This is a genomic window from Zoogloea sp., from assembly GCF_041908905.1.
Classification (GTDB): Bacteria; Pseudomonadota; Gammaproteobacteria; order Burkholderiales; family Rhodocyclaceae; genus Zoogloea.
Map to the genome: position 1 here is coordinate 48116 of NZ_JAYREK010000003.1, position 23538 is coordinate 71653.

Here is a 23538-nt window from a genome sequence, read left to right on the forward strand (position 1 = left end):
GGAAGATCTCCAGCAGGATAGTGAAAACGGGTTTTCAGGCGGACCGGAAGCGTCCGTGAAGCATGTACGTGCCACCATAACGCATCAGGCCAGGCACAGGATGACGCGCGCCCAAAAAAATTCAGGCCGATTTTCGGGGGCATACCACAAAGAAAAATCCCTGCCTGGCACAGGGCCCGGGCAGGGATTTTCGGGAATGCCGGCAACGCGCGATTACTTGACGCGGTTGCGGTACTCGTCGGTACGGGTGTCGATTTCGATCTTGTCGCCGATTTCCACAAAGGCCGGGACGGACAGCTCGAAGCCGCTCGGCGCGATGCGGGCGGGCTTCAGCACCTTGCCGGAGGTGTCGCCCTTGACGGCGGGCTCGGTGTATTCGACTTCGCGGACGACGGTGGTCGGCAGCTCGACCGAGATGGCCTTGCCGTTGTAGAACACCACTTCGCAGGGCATGCCGTCGACCAGGTACTTGAGCGCGTCGGTCATGTTCTCGGCCTCGACTTCGTACTGCTCGTAGTCGGCGTCCATGAACACGTACATCGGATCGGCAAAGTAGGAGTAGGTCACTTCCTTGCGGTCGAGGACGACGATCTCGAACTTGTCGTCAGCCTTGTAAACCGACTCGGACGGCGCACCGGTGAGCAGGTTCTTGAGCTTCATCTTGACGACGGCGGCATTGCGGCCGGACTTGTTGTACTCGGCCTTCTGCACCACGAGGGCGTCGCTGCCCACCATGATCACGTTGCCGGAGCGGAGTTCCATTGCGGTTTTCATGCTGTTTCCTGCTGAGCTGTTGATTGCGCGGCACGTGCCACGAAAAATACCTAACCTAACATTCTAACTTAAGTTCGCAAAACTGCACCAGTTTTGAGGCGAGCTCGCCGGCCTCCTGCAACTGCCCGACCCACCGGACGGCGTGGGCGCGCAGGGCCGGAAGCGCCGCCGCGAAGGCCGGCCAGGCCTCCGCCACGCCGCTTTCCCGGTTCCAGGCCTGCCAGAACGCCACAAGGGCGCGGGCCGCTGCGGGATCCAGCCCGTCGCAGAAGCGGACCATGAAGGCATCGAGCTTCGCAAGGTGGGCTTCCTCGTCCTGTGGATAAATGTGCCAGACGAAGGGTTGCCCGGCCCACTGGGCGCGCACGAAGGAGTCCTCGCCGCGGACGAAATTCAGGTCGCAGGCCCACAGCAGCTCGTCGTAGCGGCGCTGCGCGACGAAGGGCAGCACCTGGAGGGTCAGCGCGCCACGCTGCAGCCGCGCGCCCACGTCCATACCGGCCACCCCGAATGCAGCGGCGACGCTGGCGAGCACCCGCCCCTCGGGAACCAGGCAGGTCACCGGATGATTTGCCCGGCTCCAGGTGTCGAGGAGGGGCGCCAGCCCCGCATTTTCGTAGGCGAACAGCGAGACGCACAGCTCATCGGGCGCCCGCTGCGCGAGTCCGAGGGCCGAGCGGAAGGCCTCCACTGAAAAGGCCGCCCGGCGCGCGGCGTAATCGGCCTCGCGCAGCACGCCACCGGTCCGCCGGTCGAAGCCGGGGAAGAAAAAATACTCGACCAGCGGCAGCCTCGGATGGGGCGAGGGCAGGCCGTGGCAGCCCGTCACCCACTCTTCGGCACTGAGGTATTCGAGATTTATCCACAGCGGCCTCGGATCACGGCGCGCCATGGCCTCGGTGAAGGCCTCCGGAAGCCGGCACGCAAAGGACGCCAGCACCACCTGCCCCGGCTCGACGGGCGCCAGAGGCGTCTCCCAGCGGCGGATCTCGACCCCATCGATGACCTGGGAGGCCCTGCCGACGTCCAGCCCGGGCAGCAGACGCGCCGCGCTGACCAGGTCATCCACCCACAGGCGCACGGAAATCCGGTGCTCGACCGCCAGTTGACGCGCCAGCCGCCAGCACACACCGATGTCGCCGAAGTTGTCCACCACGGAACAGAAGAGATCCCAGGGCGCCGGCGACGGCGTCACAGGGCCCGGAGAAGGGGTTTTCGGCGTCAAGATTGGGGACAAGTCGGCTGAGAAACGTCGGCCAGATTGTGCACAAAGCCTTCACGCAAGGCGAGGCGGGATTTCATCAACAATCGCCACACAGCCCATCCAGCGCCTTGTCGACAGCTTTATTTTTAAAGCAAGTAAATGATAAATATGGTTTTTTAATGGTTATCCACAGAAACAGGCCGAGCGTAAACGTAAACTTTATTTATTTAAATACAAAAACTAATAACAAACCCTCTCAACCTGGATCCGGCCGGCCGACCCCTTCAGGCGCTTCTGGAAAGCGGCGCCGACCGGCAGGTTGCTGCTGATCAGCACGCTTGTAGCGTCGCGACACGAGTTGGAAGAACAGGTGCCCCACCGCCGAGTTGAACAACACCGTGTAGCCCCGCTCGACCGCTTCGCGCCCGAGCGCCACCGCCAGGTGCGTCTTGCCCACGCCCGGTGGGCCGAGCAGCAGCAAAGCCTGGCCATGGCCGACCCAGCGGCCAGATACCGCCGCACCATGTTGCGCGCAATCCCCAGCGTCCAGGCGATCCACTTCGCTCCCCAACCGGACGATGGTCGTGACCGCCTCTGAATCCGACATCTCCTGCGCTCCGCAAACGACACGGCGCACAGGATTCACCTCGATGTGCTTCATTTCCACTGACGGCCTCCTTGCGAACAAGGGGGTCAAGTCCTCGTGTCGTCACGGGGGGCAATTTACGGTGTCGCCTGACACCAGCCGCAGCAATCGTGGTGACAGGCCGATGTTTGGTGCGAAATTTTCCGCTGGCGGCAGTTTTCTGGCTGAAATCAGCGGTTCGGCAAGCAAGACTGTGAACAAGTAGACGCGTAGCTGGGGGTTCAAAATGTGGACAAGTCACGTTACCGCAGAAGACCAAAATTTCGTCCCCATTTTGTCCCAGTCTACCCAGACCACCTTTCCCGTGTTTTTTCCAGTGAACAATGCTTTGTTTTTAAAACCGTTTGATAAGTTATCCACAGAAAACCCCGGACCATAGTTAACGTTGTCTTATATATTTAAAGAAAAACAAGAACTACAAACCTCAACCCAACCGGAGCCGGCCTGCGGGCAACCCCCGGGGCAGGCAGGCACAGCAGCGCCTGCAGGCGGTTTTTGCGTGATCCTGTTAAATCCGGCGCTGGCCAGGCTGACGCAAGGGCACAAGAACCGATACACTGCATCGCTTACATCCGGAGCAGGCCTTGCATTTCGAACATCTCGTCCAGATCAACGACCCCGCCAACCCCCCGGCAGACCTCCTGAGCCGGGAACAGGTGTGGACCGGCCTGATGTATCGGGTGCACGAACCCACGGTATTCCTGCCTGGCCTGGACCGCTGCGTGTTGACGGAGCGATCGGCAGACCGGATCACCCGGGAGCTTCACTTCGGCAACTCGCGCATCCTCGATACGGTGACCTTCGAGCCCCTGGAATGGGTGTGTTTCGAGTCGGCAGCGACAGCGGAACACGCGGGCGGGCGACTCACGATCCGTCTCGAGGAGCCCGACAGCGGGCAGCTGTTCCTGCGCTTCACCTACGAAACCACCCTCCCCGACGGCGGGGAGGCGGGGGAGGGCGTACAGGTGTCGGAATTCGTGAAATCCGCCTACCGCGCCTCCGATCTGGATACGGTGCGGGTCATCCGCACGATCGCCACCCACGGCCGGCCGCAGTAGGCGCATGGCCGGGCGTCCAGCAGACAACCAGGAGAATCCATGAGCATCGACAGACCCGAGATCCGATCCTTCCAGCCGCCGGTGCGTACCCTGATGGGCCCCGGGCCTTCCGATGTACCGCCGCGCGTCCTGTCGGCGCTGGCCCGGCCGACCGTCGGTCACCTGGATCCCGCCTTTGTCGGGATGATGGACGAACTCAAGACCCTGCTCCGTTACGCCTTTCAGACCCGCAACGAGCTGACTTTTCCGGTATCGGGCCCCGGTTCGCTGGGCATGGAGACCTGTTTCGTCAATCTGGTGACCCCGGGCGACAAGGTGATCGTCTGCGTGAACGGCGTGTTCGGCGGTCGCATGGCCGAAAACGTCCGGCGCCTCGGGGGCGTGGCGGTGATCGTCGAGGATGCGTGGGGCGCGCCGGTGGATCCGGCCAAGGTCGAAGCGGCCTTCGCGGTCAACCCGGATGCGGCGCTGCTGGCCTTCGTGCACGCGGAAACCTCCACCGGAGCCCTCTCCGACGCCGCGGCCCTCGCCGCGATTGCCCGGCGCCATGGCGCCCTGACGATCATGGACTGCGTGACGTCGCTGGGCGGCGTGCCGGTGCTGCTCGACGAGTGGGGCATTGACGCGGCCTACTCGGGCAGCCAGAAGTGCCTGTCGTGCACCCCCGGCCTGTCGCCGGTCAGCTTCTCGGAAGCGGCGGTGGCGCGCATCAAGGGCAGGCAGGGCGCCTGCCCGAGCTGGTTCCAGGATCTCGGCCTGGTGCTGGGCTACTGGAGCGGCGCGAAACGGACCTATCACCACACGGCGCCGGTCAATCCGCTCTACGGCCTGCACGAATCGCTGGTGATCCTCGCGAAGGAAGGCCTGGAGGCGGCCTGGGCGCGGCACCGGGACAACCACCTGCGCCTGCGCGCCGGTCTGGAGGCGCTGGGCATCCGCTTCGTGGTGAGCGAGGAAGCCCGGCTGCCGCAGCTCAACTCGGTGTGGGTGCCCGAAGGCGTCGATGAAGCGGCCGCGCGGGCGCGCCTGCTGCAGGAATTCGGTCTCGAGATCGGTGCCGGCCTGGGCGCCCTGGCGGGTAAGGTGTGGCGGATCGGCCTGATGGGGCATTCGAGCCGCCCGGCCAACGTCGCGCTGTGCCTGTCGGCCCTGGAGACGGTGATCAAGGGCTGAAACCCCGGTTTGGTCTGCCGCCGCGACGCGGGGACCAGGTCAGGGTTTGCTGGAAGAGGCCGGACTTCAGCCGCTGGAGGTCCGCTCTGCATAATCATGCAAATCCTTGTTTCATAAGGATTCAAAGGCAGTTGGCGGACATTTACGGCAAGCCTGACGGGGCCCGTGTGGATGCCGCTGCGGCGGGTGAGTCGGGGCTCACCCGGGCGGCTTCAGCGGGTGGCGGCCTCGAGGTCCTTCTGGCGCTGGGCGGCCTTCTGCTGGCTTTCGGCCAGCTGTTGTTCGAACTGTTCCTTGGCGGCCTTCGCGCTCTCGGCCTCGCGGGCCTTGAGCTTGGCTGCGGTGACGGCTGCGCTGCCGCTGTCGCCGAGCCCGCAGGCCGACTGCGACAAGGACAGGACGAGGGACACGCCGAGGGCCAGCAGGGCGCTGGCCGGGCGTGCGGAAAGGCGGGGAGCGGGGTGCGTCATGGTCTTCTCCGTCGGGCTGGAAGGGTTTGACGACCGCCCGCCGCAACGGAAGGCACGGGCCGGGCGTCGGCTGCAACCTTAACGCCCTTCGTGCCTTGCGTCATACCTTGCCGCTTTTTGGGCTCACTTTTTGGTGGTTTCCCCGCTCACCGTCAACTCGCCCTTGAGCTTGGTGATGCTCTTCTCGCCAAAACCCTTGACGTTCTTCAGGTCTTCGACGCTCTTGAAGGGGCCGTTCTTGGTGCGGTAATCGATGATCGCCTTGGCCTTGGACGGGCCGATACCCTTGATGCCATCCAGATCCGTGGCGGTTGCGGTGTTGAGGTTGACGGCGGCAAAGGCCATGTTGATGCCGAAGATGCCGAGTGCGAGGAAGGACAGGATGGTCTTCATGGTTCAGGCTCCGCTGGTTGATTGACGACGTCATTATAGTGTGGTTTTGTACATGTATGCCAAGGGGGTCGGCAACATTTCGAGAGATTTTTTCTCAGACCAAACGGCGTCTCGTGCGTTGAATGGGGAACATCCGCTCCGGAGCGAGTCATGAAGCACCTGTTTGCCGCCCTGCTGGCCAGCGCATCCCTTGCCGGGTGCGTGGTCGCGCCGGTCGATCCCGGCCCCTACCCGCTGCCACCCGCCCGCTACCCGCAGGCCTACCCGGCACCTTATCCGGCCCCGTATCCGTCGCCTTATCCGGCCTACGGCTATCCCGGCTCGGGGACGGTGATCATCCAGCGGAGCTACACCCCGCCGCCGGTCATCATCCAGCGCGCGCCACCCCCGGTGATCATTCAGCCGCCGCCACCACGGCCGTGGTTCGAACCCGGCCATGAACACTGGCGGCAGCCGGATCGCCGGCCGGAGCGGGGTTTCGAGCGCGGGCCGTCCTTCGGACCGGGGCAGCCGATGGCGCCGGGCGGCGGGATGCCTCCGCCCCGCGGCCCCGAGGGCCGGCCGGATAACCGGGGGCCGGAGCGCGGCCCGGGTCGGGGGCCCGACAAGGGCCATGGTTTCGGGGCCTTCGGCAACATGCAGGGGGAAATGCGGCGTTGAGCACGGGTGGATGGCACGTGCGCCGGGATAAAAACCGGCGGACTGGTTAGTATTCGGGGCGGCGGCGCTTGCCCGGCGCCACCCTTCGCGCCCCGGTACCTGCCATGTCCACCTTCTCCTTCGCCACCCACGAACACCGGCTGAGCCTGGCCGAGATCCTCGACGGGCTGGTGGCCGACCAGCGGGTCGCGCGGGCCGACGCCGATGCGCTGCTGGCGGCCCAGCGGCGGCAGTCCGGCGAAACCCATCCGCTGGTGGTGATCGCCGGGCAGAAGTGGTCCTCGCTGCAGCCGCCGCACCGCCCGCTGGGCCTCGAGGAGCTCACCGAGTGGCTGGCCGGGCGGGTCGGGCTGGACTACCTGCGCATCGACCCGCTGAAGATCGACTTCGCCGCGGTGACCGGGGTGATGTCCTCGGCCTATGCCACCCGCTTCGGCGTGCTGCCGATCCAGGTTGGCCTGCGCGAAGTGGTGGTGGCCACGACCCAGCCTTTCCTGCGGGAGTGGGAGAAGGAGGTCGCCGGCATCCTGAAGAAGGAGATCCGCCGCGTGGTGGCGAGCCCGGCCGACGTGGCGCGCTACCTGGTCGAGTTCTACAACCTGGCCCGTTCGGTCAAGAAGGCGGCCCAGACGAGCGGCGCCCACGGCATCGGCGCGACGTCCTTCGAGCAGCTGGTGGACCTCGGCCAGGGCAATCGCCAGTTCGACGCCAACGACCGGCATATCGTCAACATCGTCGACTGGCTGTGGCAGTACGCCTTCGAGCAGCGCGCCAGCGACATCCACATCGAGCCGCGGCGCGACATGGGGCTGGTGCGTTTCCGCATCGACGGGGTGCTGCACCAGGTGTACCAGATGCCGATGAGCGTGCTCACGGCGATGACCAGCCGCATCAAGATCCTCGGCCGGATGGATGTGGTCGAGAAGCGCCGCCCCCAGGACGGCCGCATCAAGACCCGCGTGGCCAGCGGCAAGGAGGTCGAGCTGCGCCTGTCCACGCTGCCCACGGCCTTCGGCGAGAAGCTGGTGATGCGCATCTTCGACCCCGAGGTGCTGGTGCGCAACATGGCCGAGCTGGGCTTCTCGGAGCAGGACGAGGCGCGCTGGCATGCGATCGCCGGCCGGCCCAACGGCATCATCCTGGTCACCGGGCCGACCGGCTCGGGCAAGACGACCACCCTGTATTCGACCCTCAAGCAGCTCGCCACCCCCGAGGTGAACGTGTGCACCATCGAGGACCCGATCGAGATGGTCGAGCCGGCCTTCAACCAGATGCAGGTGCACCCGGCGATCGACCTGGGTTTCGCCGAGGGCGTGCGGGCGCTGATGCGGCAGGACCCGGACATCATCATGGTCGGCGAGATCCGCGACCTGCAGACCGCCGAGATGGCGATCCAGGCGGCCCTCACCGGGCACCTGGTGCTGTCCACGCTGCACACCAACGACGCCCCGGCGGCGATCACCCGGATGCTCGACCTGGGGGTGCCGGCCTACCTGCTGAATGCCACCGTCCTCGGCATCATGGCCCAGCGCCTGGTGCGCATCCTGTGCCCGCACTGCAAGGAGGCCCACCCGCCGACGCCCGAAGAGGAGGAGATCTGGGACCACCTGGTCAACCCGTGGAAGGCGCCGCGGCCCAGGGTGTTCCACCGGCCGGTGGGGTGCATCGAGTGCCGGATGACCGGCTACATGGGGCGGATCGGGTTGTACGAGATCCTGCTGATGTCGCCGGAGCTCAGAAAAACCCTGAGCGGCGGGATCGACCTGGCCCGGATCCGCGAGCAGGCGATCCGCGAGGGCATGAAGCCGCTGCGCCTGTCGGGGGCGCTGAAGGTGGCCGCCGGCATCACGACCCTGGCCGAGGTCCTGAAGGTCGCTCCGCCCGCCGAGGCGGACGACTAGCGGCGTGGCCCGCCTTCACCCCAGGCGCTCCCGGGAATGAGGGCTAATGCGGACAGCGCGCGGGCTGCGCTTCGGCTATCCTGCACGCTCCCGCCGATGGAAGGCCCCTGATTTCCTTAGATGTCCGCATTTCTCCACCAGCTTTCCCTGGCGGCGCCGCTGTTTGCGCTGGTTTTCGTCGGCTACGGGCTGATGCGTTTTTCCGGCTGGCCGGCGGCCATGTCGGACAACCTGTCGCGCTTCGTCTTCTCGGTGGCGATGCCGGCGATGCTGTTCCGCATGATGAGCGACCTGTCCCGCCTGCCGCCGGTGGACGCACGGCTGCTGATGGCCTTCTTCGGCAGCTGCCTGATCGTCTTCATCCTCGGCCGGCTGGTGGCCTGGAAGCTGTTCGGGCTGGACGGGGCGGGGCAGTCGCTGTTCGGGCTGGGCGGGGTGTTCTCCAACAACGTGCTGCTGGGCATCCCGCTCGCCAAGGTGACGCTGGGCGAGGCGGCGCTGCCGTCGGTGGCGCTGGTGCTGGTGTTCAACTCGCTCACCCTGTGGACGCTGGTTACCGTGTCGGTGGAGTGGGCGCGCCACGGCAGCTTCACCGCCCACGGCTTCGTCAAGACGGTCAAGGCGGTGCTGAAGACGCCGATCGTCGCGAGCATCCTGTCGGGCACCCTGTTCGGCCTGTCGGGCCTGCCGGTGCCGGCGCTGATCGACCAGCCGCTGGCGATGGTCGGCACCGCCGCGGCGCCGCTGGCGATGATCGTGCTCGGCATGGGCCTGGCGGAATACGGCATCCGCGAAGGCTGGCAGATCAGCACCGCGATCACCGCGGTCAAGCTGCTGGTGCAACCGCTGGTGGTGTGGCTGCTGGCCCGGCTGCTCGGCCTGCCGCCCCTCGAGACCCGGGTGGTGGTGCTGCTCGCCTCGCTGGCGGTGGGCGCCAACGTGTATCTGATGGCGCGCCAGTTCAAGGTGCTGGAGGGCCCGGTGGCGGGCAGCCTGCTCCTGTCCACGATGCTGTCGGCCCTCACCACGCCGCTGATCGTCAGCCTGATGGGCTGAGCCGGGATGCGCCACACTCTGCCTGGTCTGCAACGCTGGCTGCCCGCGCTGGCCCTTCTCGTGCTGTCGTGCACCTGGGGTTACACCTGGGTGCTGGTCAAGCAGGCGCTCGAATACGCCTCGCCCTTCTCGCTGGCGGCCCAGCGGGCGGTGGGTGGCGCGCTGGCGCTGGTGCTGGCGGTGCGCCTCACCGGTCGCTCGATGGCCCTCGTCGCGCCGGGGACGACCCTGCTGCTGGGGCTGATCCAGGTGTCCGGCTTCACCATCCTGCAGACCTCCGCGCTGGTCGAGGGCGGGCCGGGCAAGACCTCGGTGCTGATCTTCACGATGCCGATCTGGACCCTGCTGATGTCGTGGCCGCTGCTCGGCGAGCGGGTCCAGGGCCGGCAATGGCTGGCGGCGGTGAGCACCCTCGGCGGGCTGCTGCTGATCATCGAGCCGTGGAACATGCAGACCAGCCTGGCCAGCAAGCTGCTGGGCCTGTCGGCAGCCCTGTGCTGGGCGGTCGGGACCATCCTCACCAAGCGGCTGCGCCAGGCCCATCGGGTCGACCTGCTGGTGCTCACCATGTGGCAGATGATCTTCGGGGCGGTGCCGCTCCTGCTGATGATGGAGCTGGCCCCGGGCCGCCCCACCGCGTGGACGCCCCATTACCTGCTGATGCTCACCTTTTTGTCGGTCGCCAGCATCGCCCTGTGCTGGTGGCTGTGGGGCTGGATCCTCAGCCGTGTGCCGGCCTGGGAGGCCAGCCTGTCGGTGCTCGGCACGCCGGTGGTGGCGATCCTGTCGTCGCGGCTCACCCTGGGCGAGGCCTTCAAGGCCAGCGAGGTGGCCGGCATCCTGCTGATCGGCGGCGGGCTGGCGCTGTTGTCGCTGTTCGGCTGGCTGGCGAGCCGCCGCGAGACCCCCGCCAGCTGAATTTTCTGCCGGCAAAATTATGCCCCCACGCCGCTTGTGGGTTATCGTCGCGCCCGTAACCGAATCATCGTCAGAGGAATCCCCATGAGCAGCCTGCCCAAGTGTCCCCAGTGTTCGTCCGAATACACCTACGAGGACGGCGACAACTACGTCTGCCCCGAGTGCGCCCACGAGTGGCCCAAGGTGGCGGTGGCCGCGGCCGAGGAGGTCAAGGTGATCCGCGACGCGGTGGGCAACGTGCTGCAGGATGGCGACACCGTCACCGTGGTCAAGGACCTCAAGGTGAAGGGCTCGTCGTCGGTGGTGAAGGTCGGCACCAAGGTCAAGAACATCCGCCTCGTCGACGGCGACCACGACATCGACTGCAAGATCGATGGTTTCGGCCAGATGGGCCTTAAGTCCGAATTCGTCAAGAAGGTCTGATCGGGCGTAAGCTCGACATCCCGACCCGTCACCGGAGAAGCCCGTGCCCTCTAGTCCCGACAGCATCAGCATGGCCCTGTTCTGCGACTTCGAGAACGTCGCCCTCGGCGTGCGCGACGCGAAGTACGAAAAGTTCGACATCAAGCTGGTGCTCGAGCGCCTGCTGCTGAAGGGCAGCATCGTGGTCAAGAAGGCCTATTGCGACTGGGATCGCTACAAGGGCTTCAAGGCGGCGATGCACGAGGCCAACTTCGAGCTGATCGAGATCCCCCACGTGCGCCAGTCCGGCAAGAACTCCGCCGACATCCGGCTGGTGGTCGATGCGCTCGACCTTTGCTACACCAAGAGCCACGTGGATACCTTCGTGATCATCAGCGGCGACTCCGATTTTTCGCCGTTGGTCTCCAAGCTGCGCGAGAACGCCAAGCAGGTGATCGGCGTGGGGGTGAAGCAATCCACCTCCGACCTGCTCATCGCCAACTGCGACGAGTTCATCTTCTATGACGACCTGGTGCGCGAGACCCGCCAGTCGGCCGCCCGCCCCGGCCCGCGCGAGGCCCAGGCGCCGGCACCCCGCCGCAACGCCGAAGAAGAAAAACGCCGCCGCGAGGAGCTCGACAGCCGCCGCACCAGGGCCATCACGATGGCCGTCGAGACCTGCGACGCGCTGCTCGCCGAGCGGGGTGACACCGGCAAGATCTGGGCCTCGATGCTGAAGGACGCCATCAAACGCCGCCAGCCCGGCTTCAACGAGTCGTACTACGGCTTCAAGGCCTTCGGCAACCTGCTCGACGAGGCCCAGGCCCGCGGGCTGCTGGAGGTGGGGCGCGACGAAAAATCCGGCACCTTCGTGAGCCGCGTCGGCGGCCCGGCGAAGGCCGAGCCGGCGAGCGTCGAAGCCGTCGCTGCGCTCTCCGCCGAAGAAGCCGCCGCCGAGGCGCCGGCGGAAACCCGCCGCCCGTCGCGGCGCAACGGGCGCGGTGGGCGCAAGGCGCAGCAGCCGGAAGCCGTGGTCGAAGCCCCGGCCGAGACGCCGGCCGGCACGCTGCCCGAGATGGCCGTCGAACCCCCGGCCGAGCCGGCCGCCGAGTTGGCCATCGAAGCCGCGCCGGCCGAAGCCGCCGCAGCGCCGGCATCCGAGGCCGAAGCGCCGCGCCAGGACAAGCGCCGCAAGGGGCGTCGCGCCGCCAGAGCCGAGGAGGCGCCGCAGCCCGAGGCCGCTCCGGCCGCCGTCGAGCCCGCCCCCGCACCGGTCGAGGCGGCTCCCGCCGACGAAACCCCTGCGCCCAAGAAGGCCCGCGGCAGCCGCAAGAAGGCCGACAGCAAGAAAGCCGACAAAAAGCCCGAGCCGGCCGAGCCCGCGGCGAGCGAAGCACCTGCCGAGGCCGCGCCCCGCAAGACGCGTAGCCGTCGCACCAAGAAAACCGAGGACGGCGGCGAGGCCTGAGAAGGCGCCGGCCTCAGAAGCTCAGGCTGCGCCAGGCGGGGTCGAGGGTTCGCCCGATGAAGGCCGCCGCGCCCGCCTGGCCGGCGAGGCCGGAGATCAGCTCGGCCGCATCGACGCCGTGGCTCGCCAGGGCGGTCGGGCAGGCGAACATCTTGGCGCCGAAGGCGAGGGCCTCGCGGCGGAAGTCGGCTACCGATTTGCCGCTGCCCGCGGCCGCCAGCAGGGCTTCGGCAACGCCCCGGCGCAGCAATTCCACCGAGCGGGCGGTGAAGTACATCTCCACCTCCACGTCCATCGCCGCCGCCGCCGCGGCGAAGTAGAAGGGCGTCGCGCAGAGTTCCGGCCGGCCCGGATCGGCCGCCCACACCAGGATCGCCAGTTTGTCGGCGGGGCGGGCGGGCGCCTCAGAAATCACGGTTGTCCTCGTGGAACAGTGGCGCCGAGAAGTCGGCCAGGTCGCGGAAGGCGTAGCGCTCCATGAGCTGCTCGATCTCCGGCCGGGCCTCGGGCCACGGCCGCAGCAGGCCCGGGGGGATCGCGCCGGTCGGCTCCAGCGCCACCAGCCAGTTGGCAAAGGGGGCGCGGTTCATCGCGCGGGCCGAGGGGTCGAGGGCCGGGTTGGCCTCCGCCAGCCGCGCCGCGAAGGGGGTCTTGACCGGAAACACCGTCTTGCCGGCCTCCAGCAGGCCGAAGCTGCGGCCCGCCTCGCAGCGGGCGCCCACCGGCTTGGGCGTGAACAGCAGGATCTCCCCCGACAGCGCGATGCCGAACCGGGTCACCCCGACCCGGTAAATGCCGTCGCCCGCGGGGGCGAACCACAGGTGGCTGTCCGGGTGGTACAGCAGGGTGTCGGGAAATTCGCAGCCGCGCAGCAGGGCCATCGTGGAGTCGCCGGAGTGTAGGGGCCGGGTCGGTGCCGGAAAGCGTGGCGGAAGAGAATGGGAGTCGAACCCACCAGGGACCGCTTGACGGCCCCTCCTGGTTTTGAAGACCAGTCGCCCCACCGGGGGACGCATCCCTTCCTCGTCAATTTACCGCCAGATCGCCGCGGATACGGTGCTGTTCGTCGTGGCCGCGGCCGACCTTGCGAGTGTAGCCGACCCGGTCGAAGTATTCGAGGATCTGGATCGCCCGTTTGCGGCCGAGGCCGCAGCGGTCGCGGAAGGCGGCGGCGCGGATGCAGCCGTCGGCAGCCATCAGCTCGGCGGCGATCGCGCCCAGCTGGCGCACCGCGGCGGGGGCGTAGAACAGGTCGCGCACCACCTGGCAGGCTTCGCCGCAGGCGGCCAGGCGCTTGAGCAGCTCGCGGGTGGCGGTTTCGGGCTCGCCGAGGCGCTGCGCGATGTCGCGCACCCAGGGCGGGTCGAAGGGCGTGTCGAGCAGCCAGGGTAGCAGGGTGTCGGCGCGGCGGCGGTCGTGGGGGTCGAGCTCGAGGCGGTGGCCGGGCAGGTGCCAGGCGCTGCCGCGGCGGGCCACGCGGCCCTCGGCCAGCCAGTGTTCCAGCCACTCGGCGAAGGCCGGCGCCGGCAGCAGCGGGGCGATCATGCGGCGCAGGCGGTCGCGTTCGAGGCCGAGTTCGAGGCCGAGTTCGTCCGGGTGCTCGGTGTGGTGCCGGGCGAGGCGCTCTTCGACGCGGTGGCCGAGGGCGTCGAGGGCGGCGCTGCCGATCAGCCAGCCGGCCTTGTCGTTGAAACGGGCCGCAGCCTCGGGCAGCAGCGCGCGGAGGGCGTCGGGGCGGCGGTTTTCGGCGGCGGCGAGCTGTTGCAGGTCGAGGCCGAGGGGCGAGCGGGCGAGCAGGGCCTGCAGGCGTTCCGCCGGGTCGGCCATGGCCTGGGCGGCGAGCAGGGCGAGGCGGTCCGGGTGGCGGCGTTGCCGCGCCGGGCCGAAGGGGTCGAGGATGCGCCCGCCGCCGAGGGTGTTGCGGCCATGGGCGTCGCGCAGCACGACGAGGTCGCCGCGGCAGGCGTGCAGCGGCGCGTCGGCGACGAGCTGGGCGAGGCAGTGGCCGCCGGGGGCGAGGCCGGTTTTTTCGAGGGTGGCGTCGAGCAGCGCGACGCGGCCGCCGAGCTGGCGGGTGCCGTGGTGGAGCTGCACGACGGCACCGTGGGCGAGGGCGCGCGGGGCGTCGGCGGCGAGGGTGAGGGTGACGTCGAGGCGCTGGGCGGGCAGCGGCGCGGTCTGTCCGGTGAGCCAGTCACCGCGGCGGATCTCGTCCACCGCCAGCCCGGCGAGGTTGAGGGCGCAGCGCTGGCCGGCCTGGCCGTGGCTGGCGCCGCGGTTCTGCACGTGCAGGCTGCGCACCCGGGCGGTGGGGCCGTGGGGGGCGAGCCGGACGAGGTCGCCCACCGCCACCCGCCCCGCATGGACGGTGCCGGTGACGATGGTGCCGGCGCCGGCCAGGGTGAATACCCGGTCGATGGCGAGGCGGAAGTCGCCCTCGGCGGCGCGGGCCGGCAGCGCGCGGGCGGTGGCGACGAGGTGGGCGCGCAGGGCGGCTATGCCCGCGCCGGTGATCGCCGAGACCGCAAACACCGGCGCCCCGGCGAGACTGCCGCCGGCCAGCAGGGCGTCGATCTGCCCGCTCACCTCGGCGATGCGCCCGGGGCTGGCGCGGTCGGCCTTGGTGAGGGCGACGGCGCCACGGCGGATGCCGAGCAGCTGGAGGATCTGCAGGTGTTCGCGGGTCTGCGGCATCGGGCCGTCGTCGGCGGCGACGATGAGCAGCGCGAAGTCGATGCCGCTCGCGCCGGCGAGCATGGTGGGGACGAATTTCTCGTGGCCGGGCACGTCCACGAAGCCGATCACCTGGGCCGGTGCGCCGTCGCCAGCGGCTACCGGCAGGTAGGCGTAGCCGAGCTCGATGGTGATGCCGCGGCGTTTTTCTTCGGGCAGGCGGTCGGTGTCGGTGCCGGTGAGGGCGCGCACCAGGGTGGTCTTGCCGTGGTCGATGTGGCCGGCGGTGCCGATCAGCATGGGGAGCTCATCCGGGCGAATTGGTCGAGGAAGCGCGCCTCGTCGGCGGGGGCGAGGCAGCGCAGGTCGAGGTGCAGGGCCTTGTCGGCGATGCGGCCGATGACCGGCACCGGCAGGCCGCGCAGGGCGGTTTCGAGCTTGCCGAGCACGCCGCCGCTGCGGCCGACCGGGCGGAACACCAGCCCGGCGGAGGGCAGCCGGTCGACGGGCAGGCTGCCGGAGCCGATCTGGGACAGCAGCGGTTCCACCGTCACCGTGAGGGGCCAGCCGGCGAGGGCTGCGGCGACGGCGGGGCGCAGGCGCTCGGCCTGGGTGAGCATGGCGTCGCGGGGGCGGGTGAGGAGCCGAAGGGCGGCGAGGCGCTCGGGCAGGCGGTCGGGGTCGCGGTAGAGGCGCAGCACGGCCTCGAGGGCGGCGAGGGTGATCTTGCCGACCCGCAGCGCGCGCTTGAGGGGGTTCTTCTTGAGCCGCGTGACGAGGTCGCGGCGGCCGACCAGGATGCCGGCCTGGGGCCCGCCGAGCAGCTTGTCGCCGGAGAAGCTGACCAGGTCGGCGCCGGCGGCGATGGCTTCGGCCGGCGTGGGTTCGTGGGGCAGGCCCCAGCGGGCGAGGTCGGTGAGGGTGCCGCTGCCCAGGTCTTCGACGAAGGGCAGGCCGTGGGCGTGGGCGATGCGGGCCAGCTCGGCCCGTGCGACGCTGGCGGTGAAGCCTTCGATGGCGTAGTTGCTGGCGTGCACCTTCATCAGCAGCGCGGTGCGGGGGCCGATGGCGGTTTCGAAATCGCGGGCGTGGCTGCGGTTGGTGCACCCCACCTCGACGAGCCGGGCGCCGGCGCGCTGCATGATGTCGGGCACCCGGAAGGCGCCGCCGATCTCGACCAGCTCGCCGCGGGAGACGATGACCTCCTTGCGCTGGGCGAGGGTGTTGAGGAGCAAAAAGACCGCCGCGGCGTTGTTGTTGACCACCGTGGCGGCCTCGGCGCCGGTGAGCTCCTGGAGGAGTTCATCCACCACGTCGTCCCGGTCGCCGCGGCCGCCGGTTTCGATGTCGTATTCGAGGGCACAGGGGGCGCGGGCGGCCTCGACCATCGCGGCGATGGCTTCTTCGGGCAGGGTGGCGCGGCCGAGGTTGGTGTGCAGCACGGTGCCGCTGAGGTTGAAGACGGGCTTGAGCCTTGGCGCGGCGCGGGCGGCGAGGCGGGCCGTGGCGTCGGTGAGGAGGACCGCGGAATCGGGCGCCGGCTGGCCGCTGGCGATTGCCTGGCGGGCGGCGGCGAGGGTGTCGCGCAGCACGCGGGTGGTTTCGGTGCGCCCGTACTGCTCGAGCAGCGCCGGGGCGGCGCCGAGCAGCCGGTCGAGGCCGGGCAGGGCGCGGTAGGCGGTGTTGTCGGGTGCCGGCGAGCTGCTGTCGGACGTGGTGCCATGGACCATGGACGCCATCGTGGGGGGATCTCCTGGTGGTGTGGGGGCTGTGGCCCGGCTAGGGGGTGAACAGGAAGAGGTTGCGGCCGGCGCGGTGGAAGCCGGCTTCGTCGACGAGCATGTCGAGGGCGAGGGTGGCGAGGTCGTCGGCGAAGGCGTCGACGGCCGGGTCGGTCTCCATCGAGACGATCTTGAGGCTGGCGTGGCAGTCGGGGCAGGTTTCGGCCTTGACGGCGGGGTGGGCCGGGCCGCTGGCGCCTGCGAGGGCCTGGTAGGCGAGGCCGCGGGTGTTCTGGCAGGGCACGCACTTGATGCGGGTGACGTGCCATTCGCAGGCGCACAGGCTGCAGGCGGCGTAGCGCACGCCGTGGCCGGCGTCGCCGATGCGCACGATGCTGGCCACCGGCGGCGCGCCGCAGGCCGGGCACTGGCCGCCTTCGAAGCCGGCCGGGATGTCGCCGGCGGCGAGGCCGAGGGCGCGGGCGGCCCACAACACCTGCAGGCTGGCGCCGATCAGCGGGGCGAGGGCCAGCTCGACGGCGTTGGTGAGGTTCTCATCGCCGCGCAGGATCTCGCGGGCGAGGCTGGCGAGGCGTTCCTCCGGGAAATCGGGGAGGGCCGCGATGGCGTTCTGGAGGCCGGCGGGGGCGTGGGGCACGACGGCGGCGGCGAGGTCGTGGAGCACCGTCAGCCAGCCGGCGGGCAGTTCGGCGCCGTGGGCGTCCAGGGGCGGCATGCCGTGCTGGCGACAGCGGCGGAGGTGGGCGTCGTCCGGTCGGGGGGCTGGGCCGCGCTGGTCGAGCAGGCTCTGCTGGGCGTCGGCGAGGCGGGCTGCGAAGGCGAGGAAGTCGGCCATCGCGTGGCCTTGGGCGAGCTGGCGCAGGCGCGCGGCGCGGTCGGCGAAGACGCGGGGCGAGGGCAGGCGGTTGGGCGTGGCGTCGCCGCCGGCCTGGGTGGCGATTTCTTCGGGGCTGAGGAGTTTCGACATGCGGCGGCTTTCGGTGGGGACGAGGTGTGGCGGGGGGCGGACCAGCCCGCCCCCCGGACCGTGCGGCTTACTTGCCGGTCATCTGCTTGTACCAGGCCCGGTGGTGCTGCCGGGCCCAGGCACGGGTGACGGTGCCGTAGAGCATCGCCCGGATGGTGCCGCGCACCCAGATGGCGGCGTACACATGCACGATGATCGCGGCGATCATCAGCGCGGCGAAGGCCGCGTGCACCAGGGCGCCCAGGCGCACGACGCCGATCGGGAAGCTGGCGGAAAAATACGCCCGCCAGATCACGATGCCCGACACGAACAGCGCGAGCATGGCGACGCCGAGGAACCAGAACAGCAGCTTCTGCCCCCCGTTGTACTTGCCCATGATCGGCATGTTGTGGTCGTCGCCGTTGACCATCTCCTTCGCCCGCTTCACCCACTCCCAGTCGGTCTGGGTCATGTGGTTGAGGCCCTGGAAGCGGAAGAACATGATCACGAAGAACAGCATCATCACGACCCCGATGAAGGGGTGCAGGATGCGCGTCCAGGTGCCGCCGCCGAAGAGCATCGTGAGCGGGAACAGCGCCGGGTGGAACAGGGACAGCCCCGACAGCGCGAGCAGGATGAAGCAGATGCCCGTGATCCAGTGGTTGGCCCGCTCGGAGGCGGTGTAGCGTTGCAGATCATGCGGATCGCGGATCATTTTTCGCCCTCCAGTTCACGTTCGACTTCGGCTTCGACCTCCTTCGACACCTCGTTGGGGCCCTTCATCACGTAGTGGAACAGCCCGCCCAGCGCCGCGGCGGCCATGCCGGCCATCGCGAGGGGCTTGGCGATGCCCTTCCACAGCCCGACGGTCGGCGAGATCGCCGGGTCGGCCGGCAGGCCGCTGTACAGCGTCGGCTGGTCGGCGTGGTTGAGCACGTACATGACATGGGTGCCGCCCACGCCAGCCGGGTCGTAGAGGCCGGCGTTCCTGAAGCCGCGCTCCTTGAGCTCGGTGACGCGCTCCTCGGCCAGCGCCTGCATGTCGACCTTGGAGCCGAAGCTGATGCTGCCGGTCGGGCAGACCTTGACGCACGCCGGCTCGAGCCCGACCGCGACGCGATCGGAGCACAGCGTGCATTTGTAGGCCTTGCTGTCCTGCTTGGAGATGCGCGGGACGTTGAAGGGACAGCCGCTCACGCAGTAGCCGCAGCCGATGCAGTTTTCCTGGTGGAAATCCACGATCCCGTTGGCGTACTTGATGATCGCCCCCGGCGAGGGGCAGGCCTTGAGGCAGCCCGGGTCCTCGCAGTGCATGCAGCCGTCCTTGCGGATCAGCCACTCCAGGCCGCGCTCCTCGCTCTCGACCTCCGCGTAGCGCATCACCGTCCAGCTCTGCTCGGTGAGGTCGCGCGGGTTGTCGTAGGTGCCGGCACAGGTGCCGACCTCGTCGCGCAGGTCGTTCCACTGCATGCACGCCACCTGGCAGGCCTTGCAGCCGATGCACTTGGAGACGTCGATGAGCTTGGCGACCTCGAGGGTCTTGCGCGCCTGGGGCGGTTCGGTGGTGGTGGCCGAGCGCTTGGCGATGTCCAGTGATTGCAGTGCCATGGCGGTCTCCTCAGGCTTTCTCGACGTTGACGAGGAAGGACTTGAACTCCGGCGTCTGGGTGTTCGCGTCACCGACGAAGGGCGTCAGGGTGTTGGTGATGAAGCCGTTCTTGGCCACCCCCTTGAAGCCCCAGTGGAGCGGAATGCCCACGTGATGCACCGTTTTCCCGTCCACCTGCAGCGGCTTGATGCGCTTAGTGACCACCGCCACCGCCTTGATGTAGCCGCGGTTGGAGCTCACCTTGACCTTGTCGCCGGCCTTGATGCCCTTCTCGGCGGCCAGCGCCTCGCCGATCTCGACGAACTGCTCCGGCTGGATGATGGCGCTCGACTCGACGTGCTTGGTCCAGTAGTGGAAGTGCTCGGTGAGCCGGTAGGTGGTGGCCGCGTAGGGGAAGTCCCTGGCGGTGCCGAAGGCTTCCATGTCGCCCTTGAAGACCCGCGCGGCCGGGTTGGAGACGGCCTTGGGGTTGTTGGGGTGCATGGGGTTGGTGCCGATCGGCGTCTCGAAGGGCTCGTAGTGCTCGGGGAAGGGGCCTTCGTTCATCATGCCGCGGGCGAAGAAGCGCGCCACGCCCTCGGGGTTCATGATGAAGGGGCCCATGCCGTCGTCGGGGGCGGAGTCCGCCTTGAAGTCGGGCACGTCGGAGCCGGCCCACTTGCCGGCGGCGGCGTCCCACCATACCTGCTTGCGCTTGGCGTCCCAGGGCTTGCCGGCGGGGTCGGCCGAGGCGCGGTTGTAGAGGATGCGCCGGTTGGCCGGCCAGGCGAAGGCCCAGCCCAGGGTCTGGCCGTTGTGCCAGGGGTCGCTGGTGTCGCGGCGGGCCATCATGTTGCCCTTCTCGGTCCACGCCCCCGAGAAGATCCAGCAGCCGCAGGCGGTGCTGCCGTCGTCCTTGAGCTGGGCGAAGCCGTCGAGCAGCTCGCCAGCCTTCTTGACGACCCTGGTCGGATCCTTCGGGTCGAACTGGTCGGCCAGGGCCTTGCCGTTGTATTCCTTGGCGAGTTCCTCGGGCGACGGTTCGTCGGGAATCTTGTAGCCCCAGGTGAGGTTGAGGATGGGGTCGGGGAAGGCGCCGCCGTCCTTCTTGTACATCTCGCGCAGGCGCAGGAACAGGCCGGCCATGATCTCCGGGTCGGTCTTGGCCTCGCCCGGCGGCTCGGCGCCCTTCCAGTGCCACTGCAGCCAGCGGCCGGAGTTGACGATGGCGCCGTCCTCCTCGGCGAAGCAGGTGGTCGGCAGGCGGAACACCGTGGTCTGGATCTTGGCCGGGTCCACGTCGTTGAACTCGCCGTGGTTCTGCCAGAACTCGGAGGTCTCGGTGGCCAGCGGGTCCATGATGACGAGGAACTTCAGCTTGGCCAGCGCCGCGCTCACCTTGGCCTTGTTGGGGAAGGAGTTGAGCGGGTTGAAGCCCTGGGCGAAGTAGCCGTTCATCTTGCCCTGGTGCATCAGCTCGAAGACCTGCAGCACGTCGTAGGTCTTGTCCAGCTTGGGCAGCCAGTCGAAGGCCCAGTTGTTGTCGCGGGTGGCGGCGTTGCCGAACCACGCCTTCATCAGGCTGACGTGGAACTTGCCGTAGTTCTGCCAGTACGACAGCTGCCCCGGCCGCATGGGCTTGGGCGCGCGCCTGGCGATGTAGGCGTCGTAGTCGGTCTCCTTGTCGCCGGGCAGGGTCATGTAGCCGGGCAGCAGGTTGGACAGCAGCCCGAGGTCGGTGAGGCCCTGGATGTTGGAGTGGCCGCGCAGGGCATTCACGCCGCCGCCGGCCCGCCCGATGTTGCCGAGCAGCAGCTGCACCATCGCCGCGGTGCGGATGATCTGCGAGCCGGTGCTGTGCTGGGTCCAGCCGAGGGCGTAGAGGATGGTCATCACCCGGTCGGGGGTGTGCGTCGAGGCGAGGAGTTCGGCCACCTGCAGGAACTTGTCCTTCGGCGTGCCGCAGATCTTCTCGACCATCTCGGGCGTGTAGCGGGCGTAATGGGCCTTCAGCAGGTTCCAGACGCAGCGCGGGTTCTCGAGGGTCGGGTCGGTCTTGACGTAGCCGTCCTCACCCGTCTGGTAGTCCCAGCCGGCCTTGTCGTAGCGGCGCTTGTCGGCGTCGTAGCCCGAGAAGAAGCCGTCGGCGAAGGCGAACTCGTCCTTCACCAGGAAGCTCATGTCGGTGTACGACCTGATGTACTCCAGGTGCACCTTGTTGCCGGCGATCAGGTAGTTGATCACCCCGCCCAGGAAGGCGATGTCGGTGCCGGTGCGGATGGGCGCGTACAGGTCGGCCAGCGCGGCCGAGCGCGTGAAGCGCGGGTCCACGACGACCAGCCGGGCCTTGTTCCTGGCCTTGGCCTCGGTCACCCATTTGAAGCCGCAGGGATGGGCTTCGGCAGCGTTGCCGCCCATGATCAGGATCACGTCCGCATTCTTGATGTCGGACCAGTGGTTGGTCATGGCGCCACGGCCATACGTCGGGGCAAGACTTGCCACCGTCGGGCCGTGTCAGACACGCGCTTGGTTGTCGAAGGCGAGCATTCCCAGGCTGCGTACCACCTTGTGGGTGATGTAGCCGGCTTCGTTGCTGGAGGCGGAGGCGGCGAGGAAGCCGGTGGTGAGCCAGCGGTTCACCGTCACGCCGTCGGCGTTCTGGGCGATGAAGTTGGCGTCGCGGTCTTCCTTGACCAGCCTGGCGATGCGGGTGAAGGCCTCGTCCCAGCTGATGCGCTTCCATTCCTTGCTGCCGGGTTCGCGCACTTCCGGGTACTTGAGCCGGTTCTTGCTGTGCACGAAGTCGAGCAGGCCGGCGCCCTTCGGGCACAGGCTGCCGCGGTTCACCGGGTGGTCCGGGTCGCCCTCGATGTGGAAGATCTCGGCGTGGGCGTTTTTGGAATTGTCGCCCAGGCTGTACATGATGATGCCGCACCCGACCGAACAGTACGGGCAGGTGTTGCGCGTTTCGGTGCTGCGGGCGAGCTTGAAAGTGCGGACCTCGGCCAGCGCGGCGGTGGGCGAGAAGCCCATCGCGACGAGACTCGATCCGGTCAAGCCCCCGGCGGCCACCTTGAAAAACTGGCGCCGTGAGAGTTGCATGTTTCCTATTCCTCCACTGTGTGTGACGAGAGAACGGGCGGATGAACCTGCAGGCCGCTCGGCCAGCCTGGTGGGGTCTGCCGTGGGCAGCGCACCGAAGGCGTTTCGATTGTGCGCACACCGGGCGGCGAATGTCCATTTGCACTGCAACGTAAGCCTGGCGCGGTTTTCGGCGGGGGTGACGGCCCGCGAGCGCCCTTCATGCCGGCCGGCAATGCCGTGGGGATGCCAGGCCCTGCCGCGCCGTCGGCAGGCCCTGGCGGCGCGGGTGTACAGCGGCTTTCCCTCTCGTTATAGTCCGCCCCGCGGTCTGCGTACCGCCTTGATTTTGTTGGGGCCTCCGGCTGGCGGCCCTGTTCAAGCCGGGGCCGTTCTCCCCCGTCCCGGCGGCTGGTGCCTTGCAAGGCGCCGTTTGAGGAGTGAGTCATGACTTCCGTGCCCGTTTCACGGCGTGCGCTGCTGCGCGCCTGTGCCCGCCTTTCCGCCGTTTCCGCCTTCGCCGCCCTTGCCGGCCTGCCCCTCGCCGCCCAGGCCGAGGAGGTGCTGCGGGTGTCGGCGATCCCCGACGAAGCACCCACCGAGCTGCAGCGCAAGTTCGCCCCGCTGGGCGCCTATCTCGAGCACGAAACCGGGATGAAGGTGAGCTTCGTGCCGGTCACCGACTACGCGGCGGTGGTCGAGGCGCTGGCGACCCGCAAGATCGACATGGCCTGGCTGGGCGGCTTCACCTTCGTGCAGGCCAGCCTCCGCACCAAGGGCACCGCGGTGCCGCTGGTGCAGCGGGCCGAGGACGCCAGGTTCACCTCGAAGTTCATCACCGCCAGCGAGGGCATCAAGGGCTTCGCCGACCTGAAGGGCAAGACCTTCGCCTTCGGCGCGCCGTCGTCCACCTCGGGCCACCTGATGCCGCGCTACTTCCTCGGCCAGGAGGGCATCAACCCCGACCGGGATTTCAAGAACACCGCCTTCTCCGGCGCCCACGACGCCACCGTGGCCTTCGTGCAGGCCGGCAAGGTGGACGCCGGCGTGCTCAACGCCTCGGTGTGGGACAAGCTGGTCGAGCAGAAGAAGGTGGACACCACCAAGGTGCGCGTCTTCGCCACCACCCCGCCGTACTTCGACTACAACTGGACGGTGCGCGGCGACCTCGATCCGAAGCTCCAGGCCAGGCTGCGCGATGCCTTCCTGAAGCTCGACGCGGCCAACCCGGCCCACAAGGAGATCATGGCCCTGCAGCGTGCCAGCAAGTTCATCCCGACTAAGGCCGAGAACTACAAGGGCATCGAGTCGGCGGCCCAGGCGGCCGGCCTGCTGAAGTAACCCGACGACATCCCCCCATCGTCGGGTTGTGCCCTGGGGGCCAA

At 68.4% G+C, this 23538-nt stretch carries 22 protein-coding genes and 1 tRNA gene; 9 read left to right on the forward strand and 14 right to left on the reverse strand.

Annotation, left to right across the window (positions count from 1 at the left end):
* Nucleotides 1–213 precede the first annotated feature (213 nt).
* From efp to ACE3OU_RS03465, 3 genes are all read right to left on the reverse strand, one after another.
* Nucleotides 214–774, reverse strand: a complete 561-nt coding sequence (gene efp / locus ACE3OU_RS03455) for an elongation factor P (protein ID WP_374240144.1) — start codon at nt 772–774, stop codon at nt 214–216.
* Between the two features lie 55 nt (nt 775–829).
* Nucleotides 830–1969: an elongation factor P maturation arginine rhamnosyltransferase EarP gene (gene earP, locus ACE3OU_RS03460; RefSeq protein ID WP_374240261.1), complete on the reverse strand. Its 1140-nt coding sequence runs from the start codon at nt 1967–1969 to the stop codon at nt 830–832.
* A gap of 265 nt (nt 1970–2234) precedes the next feature.
* The gene (locus tag ACE3OU_RS03465) at nt 2235–2639 is read right to left on the reverse strand and encodes an ATP-binding protein (protein ID WP_374240145.1); all 405 of its coding nucleotides are present in this window, start codon (nt 2637–2639) and stop codon (nt 2235–2237) included.
* Nucleotides 2640–3208: 569 nt separating this feature from the next.
* Between ACE3OU_RS03465 and ACE3OU_RS03470 the strand changes: the two genes are divergently transcribed.
* Together ACE3OU_RS03470 and ACE3OU_RS03475 are read left to right on the forward strand one after the other, a co-directional pair.
* The gene (locus tag ACE3OU_RS03470; protein ID WP_374240146.1) at nt 3209–3682 is read left to right on the forward strand and encodes an SRPBCC family protein; all 474 of its coding nucleotides are present in this window, start codon (nt 3209–3211) and stop codon (nt 3680–3682) included.
* Between the two features lie 39 nt (nt 3683–3721).
* Nucleotides 3722–4855, forward strand: coding sequence for an alanine--glyoxylate aminotransferase family protein (locus ACE3OU_RS03475; RefSeq protein WP_374240147.1), 1134 nt, complete (start codon nt 3722–3724; stop codon nt 4853–4855).
* 212 nt (nt 4856–5067) lie between these two features.
* Here the strand turns inward: ACE3OU_RS03475 and ACE3OU_RS03480 are convergent, their stop codons facing one another.
* Nucleotides 5068–5325: a hypothetical protein gene (locus tag ACE3OU_RS03480; protein ID WP_374240148.1), complete on the reverse strand. Its 258-nt coding sequence runs from the start codon at nt 5323–5325 to the stop codon at nt 5068–5070.
* A gap of 123 nt (nt 5326–5448) precedes the next feature.
* Nucleotides 5449–5718, reverse strand: a complete 270-nt coding sequence (locus tag ACE3OU_RS03485; protein ID WP_374240149.1) for a ComEA family DNA-binding protein — start codon at nt 5716–5718, stop codon at nt 5449–5451.
* A gap of 150 nt (nt 5719–5868) precedes the next feature.
* On the opposite strand from ACE3OU_RS03485, the gene ACE3OU_RS03490 reads away from it, so the two are divergent.
* From ACE3OU_RS03490 to ACE3OU_RS03515, 6 genes are all read left to right on the forward strand, one after another.
* Nucleotides 5869–6378: a hypothetical protein gene (locus ACE3OU_RS03490; protein WP_374240150.1), complete on the forward strand. Its 510-nt coding sequence runs from the start codon at nt 5869–5871 to the stop codon at nt 6376–6378.
* Nucleotides 6379–6482: 104 nt separating this feature from the next.
* On the forward strand, nt 6483–8279 hold the full coding sequence (locus ACE3OU_RS03495; RefSeq protein WP_374240151.1) for a GspE/PulE family protein: 1797 nt from the start codon (nt 6483–6485) through the stop codon (nt 8277–8279).
* A gap of 120 nt (nt 8280–8399) precedes the next feature.
* Complete coding sequence (locus ACE3OU_RS03500; protein WP_374240152.1) at nt 8400–9335, forward strand: AEC family transporter; 936 nt, start codon at nt 8400–8402, stop codon at nt 9333–9335.
* Nucleotides 9336–9341: 6 nt separating this feature from the next.
* Nucleotides 9342–10253, forward strand: a complete 912-nt coding sequence (locus ACE3OU_RS03505; RefSeq protein ID WP_374240153.1) for a DMT family transporter — start codon at nt 9342–9344, stop codon at nt 10251–10253.
* An 84-nt stretch (nt 10254–10337) separates the two neighbouring features.
* Entirely contained in the window at nt 10338–10676 is a 339-nt protein-coding gene (locus tag ACE3OU_RS03510; protein WP_374240154.1) for a zinc ribbon domain-containing protein YjdM, read from the forward strand.
* A 43-nt stretch (nt 10677–10719) separates the two neighbouring features.
* The gene (locus ACE3OU_RS03515; protein WP_374240155.1) at nt 10720–12123 is read left to right on the forward strand and encodes an NYN domain-containing protein; all 1404 of its coding nucleotides are present in this window, start codon (nt 10720–10722) and stop codon (nt 12121–12123) included.
* 13 nt (nt 12124–12136) lie between these two features.
* Here ACE3OU_RS03515 and ACE3OU_RS03520 read toward each other — a convergent pair whose 3' ends face one another.
* The 9 genes from ACE3OU_RS03520 to fdnG all read right to left on the reverse strand — a co-directional run bounded on the left by ACE3OU_RS03520 (nt 12137) and on the right by fdnG (nt 22174).
* Complete coding sequence (locus tag ACE3OU_RS03520; protein ID WP_374240156.1) at nt 12137–12538, reverse strand: DsrE family protein; 402 nt, start codon at nt 12536–12538, stop codon at nt 12137–12139.
* Complete coding sequence (locus tag ACE3OU_RS03525) at nt 12528–13004, reverse strand: glycine cleavage system protein H (protein ID WP_374240157.1); 477 nt, start codon at nt 13002–13004, stop codon at nt 12528–12530. The genes ACE3OU_RS03520 and ACE3OU_RS03525 overlap by 11 nt, the downstream gene beginning before the upstream one ends.
* A 45-nt stretch (nt 13005–13049) precedes the next feature.
* Nucleotides 13050–13146: transfer RNA gene (locus tag ACE3OU_RS03530), tRNA-Sec, on the reverse strand.
* Between the two features lie 3 nt (nt 13147–13149).
* The gene (selB, locus tag ACE3OU_RS03535; protein WP_374240158.1) at nt 13150–15096 is read right to left on the reverse strand and encodes a selenocysteine-specific translation elongation factor; all 1947 of its coding nucleotides are present in this window, start codon (nt 15094–15096) and stop codon (nt 13150–13152) included.
* Complete coding sequence (gene selA / locus ACE3OU_RS03540) at nt 15090–16535, reverse strand: L-seryl-tRNA(Sec) selenium transferase (RefSeq protein ID WP_374240159.1); 1446 nt, start codon at nt 16533–16535, stop codon at nt 15090–15092. Before selA ends, selB begins: the two co-directional genes overlap by 7 nt.
* Nucleotides 16536–16575: 40 nt before the next feature.
* The gene (fdhE, locus tag ACE3OU_RS03545; RefSeq protein ID WP_374240160.1) at nt 16576–17505 is read right to left on the reverse strand and encodes a formate dehydrogenase accessory protein FdhE; all 930 of its coding nucleotides are present in this window, start codon (nt 17503–17505) and stop codon (nt 16576–16578) included.
* A gap of 67 nt (nt 17506–17572) precedes the next feature.
* Nucleotides 17573–18199 (reverse strand): formate dehydrogenase subunit gamma, encoded by a 627-nt coding sequence (locus ACE3OU_RS03550; RefSeq protein ID WP_374240161.1) that lies wholly within the window; start codon nt 18197–18199, stop codon nt 17573–17575.
* Nucleotides 18196–19092, reverse strand: a complete 897-nt coding sequence (fdxH, locus tag ACE3OU_RS03555) for a formate dehydrogenase subunit beta (RefSeq protein WP_374240162.1) — start codon at nt 19090–19092, stop codon at nt 18196–18198. The genes ACE3OU_RS03550 and fdxH overlap by 4 nt, the downstream gene beginning before the upstream one ends.
* 10 nt (nt 19093–19102) lie before the next feature.
* Nucleotides 19103–22174, reverse strand: a complete 3072-nt coding sequence (gene fdnG / locus ACE3OU_RS03560; protein ID WP_374240163.1) for a formate dehydrogenase-N subunit alpha — start codon at nt 22172–22174, stop codon at nt 19103–19105.
* A 426-nt stretch (nt 22175–22600) separates the two neighbouring features.
* On the opposite strand from fdnG, the gene ACE3OU_RS03565 reads away from it, so the two are divergent.
* The gene (locus tag ACE3OU_RS03565) at nt 22601–23494 is read left to right on the forward strand and encodes a putative selenate ABC transporter substrate-binding protein (RefSeq protein WP_374240164.1); all 894 of its coding nucleotides are present in this window, start codon (nt 22601–22603) and stop codon (nt 23492–23494) included.
* Nucleotides 23495–23538: the final 44 nt, after the last annotated feature.